At 67.9% G+C, this 16,563-nt stretch carries 16 protein-coding genes; 15 read left to right on the top strand and 1 reads right to left on the bottom strand.

The genetic code is table 11. The features are described 5' to 3' along the window. Positions 1-55 precede the first annotated feature (55 nt). From dacB to folE, 6 genes are all read left to right on the top strand, one after another. Positions 56-1,453 carry a D-alanyl-D-alanine carboxypeptidase/D-alanyl-D-alanine endopeptidase gene (dacB, locus tag FB389_RS05080; RefSeq protein WP_142111660.1) on the top strand — a complete coding sequence of 466 codons (1,398 nt, stop codon included), beginning with the start codon at positions 56-58 and terminating at the stop codon, positions 1,451-1,453. 38 nt (positions 1,454-1,491) lie between these two features. Continuing rightward, positions 1,492-2,541: a zinc-dependent metalloprotease gene (locus FB389_RS05075; RefSeq protein WP_246043528.1), complete on the top strand. Its 1,050-nt coding sequence runs from the start codon at positions 1,492-1,494 to the stop codon at positions 2,539-2,541. A 3-nt stretch (positions 2,542-2,544) separates the two neighbouring features. Continuing rightward, the gene (tilS, locus tag FB389_RS05070) at positions 2,545-3,606 is read left to right on the top strand and encodes a tRNA lysidine(34) synthetase TilS (protein WP_142111658.1); all 1,062 of its coding nucleotides are present in this window, start codon (positions 2,545-2,547) and stop codon (positions 3,604-3,606) included. Positions 3,607-3,643: 37 nt separating this feature from the next. Further along, on the top strand, positions 3,644-4,198 hold the full coding sequence (gene hpt, locus FB389_RS05065; RefSeq protein WP_142111657.1) for a hypoxanthine phosphoribosyltransferase: 555 nt from the start codon (positions 3,644-3,646) through the stop codon (positions 4,196-4,198). A gap of 144 nt (positions 4,199-4,342) precedes the next feature. After that, positions 4,343-6,466 (top strand): ATP-dependent zinc metalloprotease FtsH, encoded by a 2,124-nt coding sequence (gene ftsH / locus FB389_RS05060; protein WP_142111656.1) that lies wholly within the window; start codon positions 4,343-4,345, stop codon positions 6,464-6,466. After that, on the top strand, positions 6,466-7,032 hold the full coding sequence (gene folE, locus FB389_RS05055) for a GTP cyclohydrolase I FolE (protein ID WP_142111655.1): 567 nt from the start codon (positions 6,466-6,468) through the stop codon (positions 7,030-7,032). The genes ftsH and folE overlap by 1 nt, the downstream gene beginning before the upstream one ends. Before the next feature lie 180 nt (positions 7,033-7,212). Here the strand turns inward: folE and FB389_RS05050 are convergent, their stop codons facing one another. After that, entirely contained in the window at positions 7,213-7,413 is a 201-nt protein-coding gene (locus FB389_RS05050; RefSeq protein WP_142111654.1) for a hypothetical protein, read from the bottom strand. 159 nt (positions 7,414-7,572) lie between these two features. Here FB389_RS05050 and folP point away from each other — a divergent pair, with 159 nt between their 5' ends. The 9 genes from folP to FB389_RS05005 all read left to right on the top strand — a co-directional run bounded on the left by folP (position 7,573) and on the right by FB389_RS05005 (position 16,560). Next, positions 7,573-8,475 (top strand): dihydropteroate synthase, encoded by a 903-nt coding sequence (folP, locus tag FB389_RS05045; RefSeq protein ID WP_246043527.1) that lies wholly within the window; start codon positions 7,573-7,575, stop codon positions 8,473-8,475. Then, the gene (folK, locus tag FB389_RS05040; protein ID WP_142111653.1) at positions 8,463-9,677 is read left to right on the top strand and encodes a 2-amino-4-hydroxy-6-hydroxymethyldihydropteridine diphosphokinase; all 1,215 of its coding nucleotides are present in this window, start codon (positions 8,463-8,465) and stop codon (positions 9,675-9,677) included. Before folP ends, folK begins: the two co-directional genes overlap by 13 nt. Continuing rightward, a complete protein-coding gene (locus FB389_RS05035; protein WP_142111652.1) occupies positions 9,674-10,156 on the top strand; it encodes a DUF3180 domain-containing protein in 483 nt (160 codons plus the stop codon). The genes folK and FB389_RS05035 overlap by 4 nt, the downstream gene beginning before the upstream one ends. Continuing rightward, positions 10,134-10,631: a PH domain-containing protein gene (locus FB389_RS05030; protein WP_142111651.1), complete on the top strand. Its 498-nt coding sequence runs from the start codon at positions 10,134-10,136 to the stop codon at positions 10,629-10,631. Before FB389_RS05035 ends, FB389_RS05030 begins: the two co-directional genes overlap by 23 nt. Continuing rightward, entirely contained in the window at positions 10,628-12,328 is a 1,701-nt protein-coding gene (locus FB389_RS05025) for a PH domain-containing protein (protein WP_142111650.1), read from the top strand. The genes FB389_RS05030 and FB389_RS05025 overlap by 4 nt, the downstream gene beginning before the upstream one ends. Then, entirely contained in the window at positions 12,325-13,257 is a 933-nt protein-coding gene (locus FB389_RS05020) for a Rossmann-like and DUF2520 domain-containing protein (RefSeq protein WP_246043526.1), read from the top strand. Before FB389_RS05025 ends, FB389_RS05020 begins: the two co-directional genes overlap by 4 nt. Positions 13,258-13,267: 10 nt before the next feature. Beyond that, complete coding sequence (panC, locus tag FB389_RS05015; protein WP_142111649.1) at positions 13,268-14,179, top strand: pantoate--beta-alanine ligase; 912 nt, start codon at positions 13,268-13,270, stop codon at positions 14,177-14,179. A 138-nt stretch (positions 14,180-14,317) separates the two neighbouring features. After that, positions 14,318-14,761, top strand: coding sequence for an aspartate 1-decarboxylase (gene panD, locus FB389_RS05010; RefSeq protein ID WP_142111648.1), 444 nt, complete (start codon positions 14,318-14,320; stop codon positions 14,759-14,761). Between the two features lie 110 nt (positions 14,762-14,871). Beyond that, positions 14,872-16,560 (top strand): L-aspartate oxidase, encoded by a 1,689-nt coding sequence (locus FB389_RS05005; protein ID WP_142113559.1) that lies wholly within the window; start codon positions 14,872-14,874, stop codon positions 16,558-16,560. The last annotated feature ends 3 nt before the right edge of the window (positions 16,561-16,563 follow it).

The following is a 16,563-nucleotide window of genomic DNA, read 5'->3' as shown; positions in this document are numbered from 1 at the left end:
CGGCAACTCGTGTAGGCGCCCGGAATCCCGCATCTTCGAAGGAAGTTTGACCACGATGGCGAGCAGGAAACGCAAAAGACGCCTCGGCGCGACCGTCTTTGTGCTGGTCGTGGTGCTGTCGGGAACGTATCTTTGGGCGGACGCCACCGGGCTTGTCCCGGGCTACTTAACCACGGATCCGCCGCCCGCCGCGGCCGCCGCATTTCCCGACCCACCCGGTGCGGTTGCAGCCACGGATCTGGCCGCAGCCCCCACCGGGGCGACGAGCAGCACGCCCAAGACCACGGCGGATATCGCCGGAGGCATCGCGAAATTGGCGGACGACAAGGACGCGATGGGCAAGTCCTTCGCGGCCGTCGTCACCGACGCGGTCACGGGTGACGTCATCGCTGCGAAGAACATCGACAAACCGATGACGCCGGCCTCGACCCAAAAAATCCTGACCGCGGTCGCCGCGTTCGACTCGCTTGACCCGACCTCCACGCTTACGACCAAGGTTGTCCAGGCTAGTGCCACGCAGGTCGTAATCGTGGGCGGCGGCGACATGATGCTGTCCGCGAAGAAGGGAAAGCCCACCGAAATAAACGGTCGCGCCGGATTGGGGGACCTGGCCACCCAGGTTGCGCAGAAGCTAGCCACCGCTGGGGATACGGAGGTCACGGTCGGGTACGACTCGTCCCTCTTTGACTCGAATACGCACGGCGTGTGGTCGCAATCGCCCGCAGAGGGTTACGCGGCGCCCGTCGTGCCGCTCGCCGTCGATACGGGCAGGATGAAGGAAGGCGAATACGCCCCGCGGTACAACGACCCGGACCTGGAGGCGGCGAAGGTATTCGCCAAGCGCCTCGCGGAAAAGGGCATAACGGTCACCGGCGGCCCGACGCGCGTCACGGCCGGCGCCGATGCGACCGAGCTCGGCAGCGTGCATTCCGCACCAATCGAGCAGATCGTGAGCTACTTCCTGGATCACTCGGACAATACGATCACCGAGGTGGTGGGACGGCTCGTGGCAATACAACGAGGCCTCCCCGCCTCGTTCGACGGTGCCACCAAGGCGGTTCTTGCGACGTTGGGTGAGCAGGGGATCGACGTTTCAAAGGCGCACCTGACGGACTGCTCGGGGCTGGCGGACGGTTCGAAGGTCACGGCGCGCACTCTCCTCGCCGCGGTGACGGCGCTCGCGACCCCGGGCGACGGCACCTACCACGATGCGGCGGCCGGGCTGCCGATCTCGGGATGGACCGGGACATTGGCCGATCGCATGACGAGCGAACAAGCTCGCGGCAACGTGCGGGCTAAGACGGGCACCCTTCCGAAGGTGGTGGCGTTGGCGGGAACCGTCCAGACCAAGACCCAGCGCCCACTGAATTTCGTTTTGATCGCAGATAAATCGCCGAGCACCTGGGCCAGCAGAAAACGCATTGACGACTTCGTTTCGGGGCTCACCGGATGAGCGGGGGCGGCGGGGGGTCTGCGCCGTTGGACTGGAATATGGCCGCGCGGGCGGCGGGGCGCATTGCGCCACCGGGACCCCACCTGCGGGCGACCGAGATGCAGGCGCTCACAGATGACCTGCGGGTGCAGGCGGCCAAGGCGTGGGCTCCCGCGGTCGAGTATTCGGGTTTGTCGGGCCTGCTCGATGGCGGCGGCCCGGGAGCGCCAGTGCATGTGGTGGATCGCGCCGGTTGGGCGCGAGGGAACGCTTCGGCCATGTCGCGGCTGTCCTCGCCGCTGCTGGGCGCGGGCGCGCCCGCGGGCCCCGCAGCCCGGTCGGTTGCAACCGCCGAGGCCGCCGGGATGCTCGCGCTGCTATCGAGCCGGGTGCTCGGGCAATTCGACCCCTACGGGGCGCGGCCGGGGCTATACCTCATTGCACCGAACATGGCGGCGACGGAGCGCGTGCTGGACGCCGATCCCACCGACTTCCGGCTGTGGGTCTGCCTGCACGAACTGACCCACGCGGCCCAGTTCCGGGCGGCCCCTTGGCTGGTCGAGCACTTTATCGCTCTGATCGCCGGCATCACTTCACCCGCGCGGCCCGCGGATACGGATGAATCAACCAATCCAGTGATCGAAGGGGTCGCGGCCGTGGCCCACGGCGCGATCATGACTACTCGCTTCGCGCGGGCGCTGGTCTCGAGCGTGCGGGGAACCGCGGGCGGCGGGCTCATGGAGGGGATGCTCTCGCCGCACCAGCGCGTGAAACTGGCGGAGGTGACCGCGATCATGTCGCTGCTGGAGGGGCACGCCGACGTCACGATGGATGCGGTCGGCCCCGATCTCATTCCCACGGTGGCCGACCTGCGCCGCGGTTTCGAGAAGCGACGAGATGGCCTCACCGGCGCGGCCAGGGTCATCGCCCGGTTGCTGGGCATGGAGGCGAAACTCGAGCAGTACCGCAGCGGCGCCGCATTTGTTTCAGCGGTGCAAGCCGCGCGGGGCAGGGATGGCATTGCTGCCGCGTGGCGCGGCCCGCAAACGCTTCCGACCGCAACGGAAATAACAGACCCCGCTGCCTGGCTCGAGCGAGTGCCCAGCTGAGTCATGGCACGCAAGACACCACTGGACGCCCCCCGCCGGGCAGTCGAATCGCATTTGGCGGCGCTGCCGCAAGGATCCACCGTGCTGGTCGCGTGCTCCGGCGGCGCCGACTCGTTGGCGCTGGCCGCCGCCACCCGCAACGCCGCGGATCACCGCGGGTACCGGGCGGGCGCCGTGATCGTCGATCACGGGCTGCTTGCGGGATCCGCCGAGGTCGCGCGGCGGGCGGCGCAACAGTGCACCGACCTTGGTCTAGAGCCCGTGGAGGTCCAGGCTGTCGCGGTCCAGGCTGGCGGCGGCGGGGGCCCCGAGGCGCGGGCCCGCACCGCGCGCTACCGGGCGCTGCGGGCCGCCGCCGACGCCGCGGGTGCCACGGCAATCATGTTGGGTCACACCCTGGACGACCAGGCGGAAAACGTCCTGCTTTCGCTGGCGCGCGGATCGGGCGCCCGGTCGTTGGCGGGCATGAGCGCGGTCAACGGCCTGTGGCACCGCCCCTTTCTTGGCATCACCCGGCGGCAAACCGAGCAGGCGTGCGAATTCTTGGGAATCGAATACTGGATCGACCCAACGAATGCGGGAACCGCGGGTGACCCCGTGCGCTCGCGGCTGCGCGCGCACGCCATGCCAGCGCTGATCGACGTGCTGGGCGCGGAGGTTCCGGGGTCGCTGGCCCGCAGTGCGAGCCTGCTGCGCGCCGACGCGGACTACCTCGAAGCAGAGGCGCAACGCCTGGTGGAACGCGCGGCGGCGGCCGCCCGCATCCGCCCCGCCGCGCAGTCGGAACCGGGCGCGGGGGGCGCGGGGGACATGCCGGTGGTGACCGCCGATGCGGCGGAGTTGAAAAGGGCGCACGGGGCGCTCGTCGGTCGTGCCTTGCGGACTTTGGCCATCGCCGCGGGTGCCCGCCCGGGTTCTTTGACTCACAACCACGTGCGTTCCTTGGCGCAGCTCATCGAAAACTGGCACGGTCAGGGCCCCGTGGCGCTGCCCGGAAGTGTCTTCGCTGCCCGCGACTGTGGCACGCTAGTGTTCACGCGTTCGAACGCGGGTTTCGGCTCGTAATCACGACAATAACCACCACCACCGAAGGAGTCAGGCCGTGTCAAACGGTTCTCTGGACAACGACATCGAGCATGTTTTGCTCTCAACCGATCAAATCAATGCGCGTCTCGACGAGATCGCGGCCGATATTTCGCGAGACTACGCCGATAAGGACGTCTTGGTCGTGGGCGTCCTCAAGGGTGCCGTGATGGTGGTGGCGGATCTCACACGCCGCCTGACTATTCCGGTGAGCATGGACTGGATGGCCGTGTCCTCGTACGGCTCCGGCACCAAGTCGTCCGGGGTCGTGCGCATCCTCAAGGACCTGGACGCCGACCTACACGGCCGCCACGTGTTGGTGGTCGAGGACATCATCGATTCGGGTCTGACCCTGTCTTGGTTGGTGGCCAACCTGCGCAGCCGGGGGCCCGAATCCGTTGAAATTGCAACGATGCTGCGGAAACCCGATGCCGCGAAGGTCGAGGTGGATGTCCGCTACGTCGGCTTCGATATCCCCAATGAATTCGTGGTCGGATACGGATTGGATTACGCCGAGCAGTACCGCAACCTTCCCTACGTGGGCACCCTCAAGCCCGAGGTTTACGGCGGGTAACGGCCCCAGGAAAGGCCAGCGGTTCCACGCCCGTGGCGAAATCGGTCTCATCGCACAGCAAATCCGTGGGTTGCCGCGGTAGTTTGGGAACTCGAATTTACTTGGAGTATTGAAGGGAGCCAGGGGCGTAGCCTCTAGCGCACTATGAAGAAATTCTTTTCGGGTCCGGGCCTGTGGATTTTGCTCGGCGTTGCCATCTTGGGTATCGCGTTGTCTATCTTCACGCGCACGCCGGTCGCGCAGATCGACACGTCCGATGGGCTGACGCTGCTCAAGGGGACCACGGTTGAGCGAGCAACCATCGTCGACGGCGATCAGCGCGTTGAACTGGAGCTCACCCAGGCGTTCACCAAGGACAACAAGGCACTGGGAAAGAACGTCGAGTTCTACTACGCGGCGCCCCAGGCGGACACGATCGCGCAAGCCGTTGCGACGGCAAACCCGGCGAAGGGATACAACTCCGAGGTACCGCAGACGAGCATTTGGGGTTCGTTGTTCACCCTCTTGTTCCCGATTATCATCCTGGTCGCACTGTTCTACTTCCTGATGTCGCGGATGCAGGGCGGCGGGGCGAACGTGATGAAGTTCGGCAAGTCGCGCGCCAAGCTCGTCGATAAGGACATGCCGAAGGTGACGTTCGCCGACGTGGCGGGCGCCGACGAGGCGGTCGATGAGCTCCGCGAGATCAAGGAGTTCCTGGCCGAACCCGCGAAATTCCAGGCCGTCGGTGCGCGCATCCCCAAGGGCGTGCTGCTGTACGGCCCGCCGGGAACGGGTAAGACCCTGCTGGCCCGCGCTGTAGCAGGCGAAGCGGGCGTGCCGTTCTTCTCCATTTCCGGATCCGATTTCGTCGAGATGTTCGTCGGCGTGGGGGCGTCGAGGGTTCGCGATCTGTTCCAGCAGGCGAAGGAATCCGCACCCGCGATCATTTTTGTGGACGAGATCGATGCGGTCGGTCGCCAGCGCGGTTCGGGCATGGGCGGTGGCCACGACGAAAGGGAACAGACCCTCAACCAGTTGCTGGTCGAAATGGACGGATTCGATAGCAACACGAACGTCATCTTGATCGCGGCGACGAACCGCCCCGACGTGTTGGACCCCGCGCTCTTGCGGCCGGGGCGTTTCGACCGCCAGATCGGGGTGGACGCGCCCGACATGCAGGGGCGTTTGAAGATCCTGGAAGTCCACGCAAAGGGCAAGCCCATGGTGCCCGGGCTCGACCTGGAGTCCGTCGCCCGCCGGACGCCGGGATTCTCCGGTGCCGACCTGGCGAACGTGTTGAACGAAGCCGCCTTGCTGACGGCCCGCTCGGGTGCGAACCTGATCGACGACCGGGCGCTGGACGAGGCCATTGATCGTGTGTTCGCGGGCCCGCAGCGGCGCAGCCGGGTGATGAACCCCAACGAACTCCTGGTGACGGCCTATCACGAGGGCGGGCACGCGCTGGTGGCAGCGGCATCGCATTACGCCGACCCGGTGACAAAGGTGACGATCCTTCCGCGCGGACGGGCGCTGGGGTACACGATGGTCTTGCCCACGGAGGACAAGTACTCGAAGACCCGCAACGAATTACTCGACGAACTGGCGTACGCGATGGGCGGGCGTGTGGCGGAGGAACTGGTGTTCCACGATCCCAGCACGGGTGCGGCCAACGACATCGAAAAGGCGACCAACACGGCGCGCAAAATGGTCACCGAATGGGGGCTGTCCGCCGCGGTGGGCGCGGTCAAACTGTCGGATGAGTCGACCGAACCGTTCTTCGGCCGCGACATGGGGCGAAGCTCGGCGCATTCCGATGCCCTTGCAACGACAATCGATGACGAGGTCCGCCGCCTCGTTGAGAATGCCCACGACGAAGCGCGCGACATCCTGATCCGGTACCGCGACGTGCTCGACACGCTCGTTACCGAGCTGCTGGAACGCGAGACGCTTGGCGAGGCCGAGATCGCCACGGTCTTTGCGCCAGTGGTGAAGAATCCGCCGCGGGCCCCCTGGTCGTCGGGCGAGGGTCGATCGGCCGAGCGCGGACCCGTGGCGGTGCCCGCGCGGGTACTCGAGGCGTATCGGCGCCACCAGGAGGCCGGGCAGGCGGGCGCAACGCCCGCCGCGAACACCGTGACCGCCGGGCCCGCCGATTCGCCCGCGGGCGCCGGAACCGTTGCACCGGGCGAGGCGGGAGGCGGCAGCTCCGATTCGGAACCCCACGAGCAGCCGGCCGAGGAGGGACGCAACCCGTTCCTGCCGCCCACGGATCCGGACGGCAAGTGATGGCAGTCGACACCGAGCGGGTCGCCGCCGCCGTGCGGGAGATACTCCTGGCCGTCGGTGAGGACCCGGACCGCGATGGGCTGCGGGAAACCCCGCAGCGCGTCGCCCGCGCCTACGCAGAGGTCTTCGCCGGATTGGGGCAGAGCCCCGCGGACGTGCTGGAGACCGTGTTCGATATCGATCACGACGAAATGATCCTGGTGAAGGACATTTCGGTGTATTCGACCTGCGAGCATCACCTGGTGCCGTTTCATGGCGTTGCCCACGTTGCGTACATCCCCTCGGAGCAGGGCAGCGTGACCGGGTTGAGCAAGCTGGCGCGGTTGGTGGACGTGTACGCGAAACGCCCCCAGGTCCAGGAGCGGCTGACCACGCAAATAGCCGAGGCGCTGGTGGAATACCTGCACCCCCGCGGTGTCGCGGTCGTCCTGGAATGCGAGCACCTTTGCATGTCCATGCGCGGCGTCCGCAAGCCCGGGGCTAAGACGGTCACCTCGGCGGTGCGTGGGCAAATGCGCAACCCCGCGACCCGCGCCGAGGTCATGGGACTCATCCACGGGCGTTAGCCGCCCGCATTAGCCGCCCACCGGTTGACGCGGCGGGCCCCGCCAGCGGCACGGGTGGGGCGCCGGGTAGGCGCGAGCGGTGCCGGGTTTGTTTTCCGTTGCAGACAGTGAGGGCTGGGAGGTCGCCCCTTGGCGGCCTCCCAGCCCTCACTGCGCGCTAATCAGTGGCACGCACCGGTATTAGTTTGCGCGCGCCTCGCGCAAGAGGCTGATGAGTTCCAACACGATTGCCGGCTCGACCAGGTGGTTGGCGCGGCGCACGCGCGCTTCAAGGGCATCGACGTCCAGTGGATCCATTGCGACATTGGCAATGTACCCGCGTGCCTCGTCGGCCACGGCCCAGGATTGCTCGGCTGGTGTCAGGTCATCGTAGTTGCCCATGATCGTCTCCTTGGGGTGTGTTGCTTGTAGCGCTCGATTAGTTCGAGGTTAGTGTGGCGGCTTGCGTCCACTGTGAGACTTTCATCCCGATTTCGCCGGGTCCACTTCAAGCGTGACCTATCCCACGTTGTGGTCCCGGACCTGACCTACAGTAGATGGGTGGAATCCACCGATAACGCAGCAGCCCCGGTGGCGGCGCTCTTGGCGCCGGCGCCCTGCAAGATCATGGGCATCCTCAACGTCACGCCCGATTCGTTCTCCGACGGAGGCAGGTGGATCGACGCGCAGGCCGCCGTGGCACACGCCACGGAGATGATCGAGGACGGAGCCGACATCATCGATGTCGGCGGCGAGTCCACGCGCCCCGGCGCGCAACGGGTTCCCGTCGACGAGGAGCTTCGGCGGGTCATCCCGGTTGTTCGCAGGCTCGCCGAAAACGGCGTGCCGGTCAGCATAGACACCATGCGATCCGCGGTGGCCGCGGCGGCAGTTGAGGCGGGCGCCGCGATCATCAACGACGTGTCGGGCGGTTTGGCGGACGACCGGATGCTATCGCAGGTAGCCGATTTGGGCGTGCCGTACATCCTCTCGCACTGGCGGGCTCATTCCCCGCACATGGATCGGCACGATAGGTACCAGGACGTGGTTTCCGAGGTGGTAGGCGAGCTCCGCGGCCGCATTGAAGCCTATGTCGATGCGGGGGCCGACACGGGCCTGCTGGCCATCGATCCGGGCCTTGGATTCGCAAAGCAGGGTGCCAGCAACTGGCCGCTCTTGACTCACCTCAAGCAACTGCGGGACATGGGGTTCCCCGTGCTCGTGGGGGCGTCTCGCAAGCGATTCTTGGCGCAGGTGATCCCGGGCGGCGCCGCCCGGCCGCCCGCGGATCGCGATCTGGCGACAGCTGTGGTGAGCGCACTCGCTACGATAGGGGGCGCGTGGTGCGTGCGGGTACATGATGTTGCCAGCACGGCGGACGCAGTAGCGATAGGTGAGCAATGGCGTGCCGCATCCCCGGCGGGCGCGTCCGAGAATGAAGGAGTCAACCGATGGGCGACCTGATCCGAATCACAGGGATCCGGGCCTACGGCTTCCATGGCGTGTTGGAATCCGAAAAGCGCGACGGTCAAGAATTCGTCGTCGACGTCGAAATCGGGCTTGACACGCGACAAGCTGCCATGCGAGACGACCTGTCACTGACCGCCGACTACGGAATCATCGCGCAACGAGTGGCCGGCGAGGTTGCCGCAACCCGCTTCGACTTGATCGAATCGCTCGCGGCCCACCTCGCCGCGGTCGTGCTGAGCTACCACGCGGTCGATACGGCAACCATAACGATCCACAAGCCCTCCGCGCCGATACCCGTGCCCTTCGACGACGTGACGCTCACGGTGCGGCGCACCCGGGCAGACCTCGTGGCCATCGCCGACGCCCCCGTCGACGGGCAGCGGGCCGCGCGGGAGGCGGAGGCCTCGTCGATCGATTCGCCCATCGATCCGGTCACGCCCGCGCCTTTGGGCGCCCCCTCGCAAGCGCGGGAGGCGGAGGCCTCGTCGATCGATTCGCCCATCGATCCGGTCACGCCCGCGCCTTTGGGCGCCCCCTCGCAAGCGCGGGAGGATCAGGCGTTGCCCGTGCGCCGCAGCGTCAGCGCGCCGACTCCCGTCATACACACCGCCTCGTCGTACCAGCCGAGCCTGCCGGTGCCCGCGGTGTTGGCGCTGGGCGCGAACGTCGGTGACGCCGCCGGCACCTTGCGCCAGGCCATTCGCGAAATCTCGATGCTGCCGAACATTGCGATCACCGGAGTCGGGCCGTTGGCGCGGACCGCGCCGGTCGGGGGACCCGTCGAACAACCCGACTATTTCAACACCGTCATCACGATCGTGACCACCCATTCTCCGGCGAATCTGCTGATGCTGACCAGTTCCATCGAGCAGATGTTTGGGCGCGAACGCAACGTGCAATGGGGGCCGCGAACCCTAGACATTGACATCATCGCCTACGACGATTTCGTGATCGAGGAACCAGACCTTTCGATCCCGCACCCGCGCGCACACGAACGCGCCTTCGTGCTGCTCCCGTGGGCGCATCTGGACCCCACGGCCGTGCTTGACCCGCAATCGGGGCAGACCATCGAGCAGCTAGCCGCCTTGGCGCCCGACCGTTTCGGGGTCAAGGCACTATCCCTGGACTGGTTCGCGACCGACACGCTCCCGACCGCGGACACGGTGTGGCCGGTGGGCCACGAGGCGCTTTCATGAAACCCACGCGCGTCGCGCACCTACTGGCCTGGTTCGCCGGTGTCGGATTGGTTGCCTTTGCCCTGCTCATGGCGTTGGCCGCGCGGGGAATCAGGCTGCCTGCGGTTTCGTACCTGGTGGCCGGCATCGAACTCCTGCTGGCGGCGGTGGTGATAGTCGCCGGGCTGACGCTGCGATCGTACTTGCGCGGCAACCGCCCGGGCCTAACCGGCTTGCGGGCCGCGCGCATGGTGGTGCTGGGAAAGGCCGCCAGTCACGCGGGCGCCATGCTGGCGGGCTGGTACGGCGCGCAGGCCCTCTACGCGCTGGGCGACATTGGCATCGAGCCGCAGCGCGCGCGCCTGGTGAGCGCCGCGGTGGCCGCCCTGTGCGCGACCGTTCTTGCGGCGGCCGGTTACATCACCGAGCGGTTCGGGCGAATCCCGCCACCCGAAGGCACGCAGGGAGAGGACGCCCATGGCCAGCGACAACAGGCATGACCCCTTCGACGTGCAGGGGACCTGGGAGCCGCTGGCACCAGCGATGCGTACGATAAAGCAACTCGGTGCCGCCGCGGCATTCCTGGTGATTGCGCTGATTCCGGTGATCTTCGCCATCATCTTCGGTCGGTGGTGGATCTGGGCGATCGCGGGGGGTGTGGTGGCGCTGGCGCTCGTCAACGCGGCGCTGATACCGCGCCGCGTGCGGGCATTCGGGTTCATGTGCCGCGAGGACGACCTGGTCATCCGGGAAGGCGTCATGTTGCGCACCCTCACGGTCATTCCTTATGGCCGGATACAGACGGTGAACGTTGCGTCGGGACCCTGGCTGCGGCGGGCAGGGCTGTCATCGGTCACAATCGCGACGGCCTCATCGCAAACGCAAGGCGGCATATCCGGCATACCGACCGCCCGCGCCGCGGCCCTGCGCGATCACCTGACGGCGGCGGGTGAAGCGCGGATGCTCAAGCTATGACGGATACCACCCGCGCGGCGGATCGGGCACCCGCGGCAGCCGCGCCGTCCCCGCCCCAAAGCGAACCGGTCTGGCATCGGGTCCACTCGGCATCACCCCTGGTCAGGGTGTGGATATTCTTGCTGGCGATCGCGGCGTTCGTTGTGCGCCAGGTCGTGGACTACTTCGAAGACGCATCCCGGCGCGGGCAGGACGTGAACTTTCTGCGCCTGCTGGCCAACGCCTACCTGTGGGGTGCGATAGGCGCGGCGCTGCTGGTGATCATTGGCGGCATGTACCTGTCGTGGTGGCGCTACCAGTACGCGATCGATGACAGATCTTTGCACGTGCGAAGCGGCATCATTTTCCGCTCCCACGTCACCGCGGTCCTGGACCGCATCGAAGCGATAGACATCCGCAGGCCGCTCGGCGCCAGAATCCTGGGCCTGGCCGAACTTAGCATTGAGACCGCGGGCGGGGATGACTCCGAGGTCAAACTCGGGTTCTTTTCGCATCCGCGGGCCCAGCAGCTCCGCGAGGAGTTGCTGCAATCGCGACCGGGAACCCCCGCTCCCGGCGCTGCCCCCGCTCCCGGCGCTGCCCCCGCTCCCGGCGCTGCCCCCGCTCCCGGCGCTGCCCCCGCGCCGCGCCCCGCCGACCCGCAGGCGCGCACTCTCGTCAACGCTCCGGCCGCGGCGATTGCGCCTGAGGCAATGGACCCGTTGCCGCAGGATGCTGCCGTGTCCGGAAACGAGATCGCCTGCGCCGCTCCTGCCCAGGGCGCACCGCGCGAGCACCCCCACGACGCGACCCCGATCGTCGCCATCCCCACCGGCCGCGTCATCGCGGGCGCGGCCACAAGCGTCGGCACGGTGGTCGCGCTGCTGGTGATCGTGGCGACGGTTTCGTTTGGGGTCGTAACCGGTAAGTGGATGAGCTTGGTGGCGCTGGTGGGCCTCGTCGTTGCGTTGGGATCGAACATGTATTCGCAGGTCGCAAAGAACTTCGGATACGTTGCGGTGCGAATGCCGGGCGGCGCGGCAGGCGCGGCGACTGTCCGCGTAAGCCGGGGGCTCACCGATCACGTCACCCAGACCGTCCCGGTCGAGCGCATTCACGCGCTCGCGGTCACCCAAGGCCCGCTTCACCGCTGCTTCGGCTGGTGGGACGTCAAGGCAACGATTGCCGGTTACGGGTCGGAAAAGTCAGACGTGGAGCTCCTGCCGTTGGCAACGCGCGCGGAGGTGGCGGCATTCTTGGCGGCGCTGAACGATCAATGGTTCACCGGTGCGGCCGCGCAGACACTGGAGCGTGCGATGCTGGGCCGGCGCGCGGACCCCGCGGACCCCTTCGTGGGGATTCCGGCGCGAGTGCGACGCTGGGATCCACTGGATTACGCGCGGCGCGGGGTTTTCTTGGATGGTGACGTTGCGTACCTTCGCAGCGGACGAGTGCTCCGCTCCGCCGCAGTGATCTGGCTGCGTCACTGCCAGTCCGTGGCGGTCACGGCCGGGATGTTTGACAGGCGCAAGTCCGTGGCCTCGGTGACGTTCCACATGGTTGGCGGCCCGGTGGACAGCGCGGTGGATCACCTCGATGCCGGGGATGCCGCCCGCTTGCGCGATGCCGCGGCGCGATACGCCGCGGGTCTTGCCGGGACGGCCGATGCGGGCGCAACGCCCGTGCTAGCACCGGCCCCCAGGGGGGCGGACGCGTGACGGAATCGGTCCAATCGCGCGCACCGAAACCGGGGCGCATGGGGGTTGGCGTCATCGGTGCGGGCCGCGTCGGTCCGGTGCTGGGTAGTGCGCTGCGCGCCGCCGGGCATTCGATCGTTGGGATTAATGCCGGATCCGATGATTCGCGCCAGCGCGCGCAAGCGATGCTGCCCGGCGTTCCTTTGCTCAGCGCCCAGCAGGTGGTTGAGCGCTGTGAGGTGGTGCTTCTTGCCGTGCCGGATGACGCGATCGCTGATCTGGTTGCGGGACTGGCCGCGACGACCGGGTGGCAGCTCGGTCAAATCGTCGTGCACGTGTCGGGAGCGCACGCGCTGGATATCCTGGAACCCGCCACCAAGCAGGGCGCGATCGGATTGGCGATCCACCCCGCGATGACGTTCACCGGCACTTCGATCGATATCGGGCGAATGGTCGGGACCTCATTCGCCGTAACGGCGCCCGCCCCGTTCCTGCCGATCGCGCAGGCGATGGTCGTCGAGATGGGTGGCGAGCCGGTGGTCGTCGATCCTCGGGCCCGCGTCGCCTACCACGCGGCGCTGACGCACGCGGCTAACCACGCAGTCACGCTGGTTTCGCAGGCAACGGAGGTGTTGCGCGCGGCGGGAATAGAGAACCCGGGCACCTTGTTGTCCCACCTGGTGCACGCGAGCGTGGAGGGGGCGTTGCGGTACGCATCCGATGGCGCCGACCCGATGCTGGCGGTCACGGGTCCGGCGGTGCGTGCGGACGTGGGAACCCTTGCTGGTCACGTGGACGTCATGCGGGCCAGCGAACATACGGATTTGGCGGACGCGTACCTGACGATGGCGCGGTCCACCGCCCTGCGCGCGTTCCGCGCCGGGCGGCTCAGCGAGCGCGGCCTGATGGCCGTGTTGGATGTACTTGGTTCAACTCCGAGCGAAAGTTAGAAGGGTATTGATGATTGCCCACTTCGAGCAAGCGACGCACGGCGAGACCACGCGAGGCGATCGCCCCCTCGTCGTGCACACGCGGTCGGACCTGCGCGCGGCCCGCGCCGCGATGACGGGGTCCGTGGCCGTGGTGATGACCATGGGCGCACTGCACGCCGGACACGTGAGCCTGGTTGCAAAGGCGCGCGGGCTGGCGGACCACGTCATCGTCACCGTGTTCGTGAACCCGCTGCAATTCGGCGCGGGTGAGGACTTCGATTCCTACCCGCGGACGCTTGCCGCGGATGTCGAGGCGCTCAGCGGCAAGGGCGTCGAGGTCGTGTTCGCGCCGAGCGCGGACGAAATGTATCCCGGGGGCCCGCCGCAGGTATCCGTTAGTGCGGGGCCGCTGGGAACGATACTGGAGGGCGCGGTCCGCCCGGGGCACTTCGATGGGGTGCTCACCGTCGTCGCAAAGCTTTTAAACCTCACCTCACCGACGCACGCGATCTTTGGGCAAAAGGACGCGCAGCAACTCGTGGCAATCCGCACCATGGTGCGCGACCTTGCCATGCCGGTGTCGATCGAAGCGGCGGACATCGTTCGCGACCCCGACGGCCTGGCGCTTTCCTCCCGCAACGCGTACTTGACCCCCGCCCAGCGGGATCTGGGGCTGCGCCTGCCGCGCAGCCTGGAGGCCGCGCGGCAGGCGGCCGCCGCAGGAGCCGCGCCGAGTCGGATTGCGCGCGCCGCCCGCGACGTGCTCGCGCAAGGCGACCGGATCACCGTGAACTATGCGGTGGCACGCGAACCTGAGACACTGGGGGAGGTCCCCGACGACTACGTGGGGCCGCTGCGCGTCCTGGTTGCCGCCCGCGTCGGGGAAACGCGGCTGCTGGATAATGAGCTGGTGCAGGTAAATGGCGCCGCCCGCCGGTGACGGCCCGCGGCGGTCTGCCCGCCACGGGGGCACCCCCGCAGCGCCGCCCGAGACGGAGCCCACGCGTCCGATTCTGGGGCACCGGGTGCACCCGATCCCGGGCGCGCCCCACCCCGGTACTGTGAGAGAAGGATGACCTTGACTTCCTTGATACGCCCCATGATGGTGGGCAAAATCCACCGCGCAACCGTCACGGACGCTGACCTCGACTACGTGGGATCCATCACCATCGACCAGAACCTCCTGGTCGCCGCCGACATCCTGGTCGGGCAGCAGGTTGATGTCGTCGATGTGACGAACGGCGCCCGCCTGACGACGTACGCGATCGCGGGTGAGGCGGGCAGCGGGATCGTTGCCGTCAACGGCGCGGCCGCGCACCTGATCCGGCCGGGAGACGTGGTGATCATCATTGCGTACGGTTCGCTCGCCGACCAGGAGGCGCGGACATACCGGCCGCGGGTCGTGTTCGTTGACGGCGCCAACGCGATCGCCGACACGGGCGCCGACGCCGGGCAGGCCCCGCCCGGGTCGGGGCTGCGCACCAGCGCGATTCCCAACGCGGCGCCCGGGGGCATGCAGTGAACAATTCGGGGACGAGTGCCCCGCTTCCCGCCGCTGAGCTACCCGGAACGGGGACGCCTCCGGCGCCCGCCACCGCGGCGCGCCGCGCTGCCGGTGCGGATGGCGAACGCCTGATCCTGCCGACCTCCTTGGCCGCACCCGCGCCGGGATGGATAACGAATGCGGACGTGGTGGTAATCGGGTCGGGAGTCGCCGGAATGACGACGGCCCTGGACCTATGCGGCAGGGTCGGGAAGGTCGTGCTGCTGACCAAGACCGTGCTTTCCTCGGGTTCCACCGTGTGGGCGCAGGGCGGGGTCGCGGCCGCGCTGGATCCCGGCGACACCGCCGCGGCGCACCTGGAGGACACGTTGGTGGCTGGCGTCGGGGTGTGTGACCCGGATGCGGTCGATGTCCTTGTTACCGAGGGACCGCAAGCCATTGCGGACCTGGTCGCTCGCGGTGCCGCCTTCGATCGCGGCGATGACGGGAAACTGCTGCTCGGCCTGGAGGGCGGGCACCATGCATCGCGCATCGCCCACGCCGGTGGCGACGCGACCGGTGCAGAGATCTCCCGGGCGTTGGCCGCGCAGATCGAGCAGGTGCGGGCCCATCCCGGCATCGAGGTGATCGAACACGCGCAAATGATCGACGTCCTCACCGACGACCGGGGGCGCGCGTGCGGGGTGACTTTGCACGTCGTGGGCGAGGGAACCCGCGACGGCATCGGTGCTATCCACGCGCGCGCGGTTGTTTTAGCGACCGGCGGGATCGGCCAGTTGTTCACCTCGTCCACAAACCCATCCCAGGCAACGGCGGACGGGATCGGCGCCGCGCTGCGGGCCGGCGCGAAACTCGCGGACTTGGAATTCGTGCAATTCCATCCGACCGTACTGTGGCTGGGATCGGGAGCGCGCGGGCAATTGACGCTCATTTCCGAGGCCGTGCGAGGCGAGGGAGCCTACCTGCTGGACGTGGACGGGGCCCGTTTCATGCCGGCGGTGCACCCGCTCGCGGAATTGGCCCCGCGCGACGTGGTCTCGCACGCGATCGTGCGGACAATGTCCGCGACGGGCGCCGATCACGTGCTGCTGGACGCCCGTCATTTGGGCGCCGCGTTCCTGCGGCACAGGTTCCCCACCATCAGCGAAAGGCTGGGGGAGGCCGGTTTCGACATCGGCAACGATCTCATCCCGGTGGCCCCCGCGCAGCATTTCCACTCGGGCGGGGTCCTAACGGATACGAACGGTCGCACCAGCGTCGACGGGCTGTATGCGGTGGGCGAGTGCGCTTGCACGGGGGTGCACGGCGCCAACCGGCTGGCATCCAACTCACTGCTGGAGGGCCTGGTGTTTTCCCGCCGCGCCGCCGCCGACATCGTCCGGCGCATCGATGGCGGGGAACTGCCGCGCCTGCGCCCCGCGCCCCGCGAGGGGTCCTCGGGACTGGTGGCGGGTGCCGCGCGGTCGCGAATTCAGCGAGTCATGACGGCGGGTTCCGGTGTCGTCCGCAGCCGCGACTCGCTCGCTGCCGCACTGCGCACCTTGTCCCATGTGCCGATCGACGCGCACGCCCGCGAGGACGTCGTCGCGCATCCGCAGTTCGCGGAGTGGGAAACCTCTAACATTTTGGGCGGGGCGATCGCGCTGACCGCCGCCGCCCTCGCCCGCGCCGAATCCCGTGGGGGGCACTTTCGCACGGACTTCCCGCAGCGCGACCCGCAGTGGGGTCGTCGCATCGTGCTTTCGCTCGCCGCGGACGGGGCCTTGCAGTTGCATGACGCGCCCCTGACCTCCACGCTCGCGGCGTGCGCCGGCTAGCGG

The sequence above is a fragment of the Rarobacter incanus genome (genome assembly GCF_006715765.1).
In the GTDB taxonomy this organism is placed as follows: Bacteria; Actinomycetota; Actinomycetes; order Actinomycetales; family Cellulomonadaceae; genus Rarobacter; species Rarobacter incanus.
Note: the sequence above shows the minus strand (reverse complement) of the source record. Positions and strands in the feature narration are given on the sequence as shown.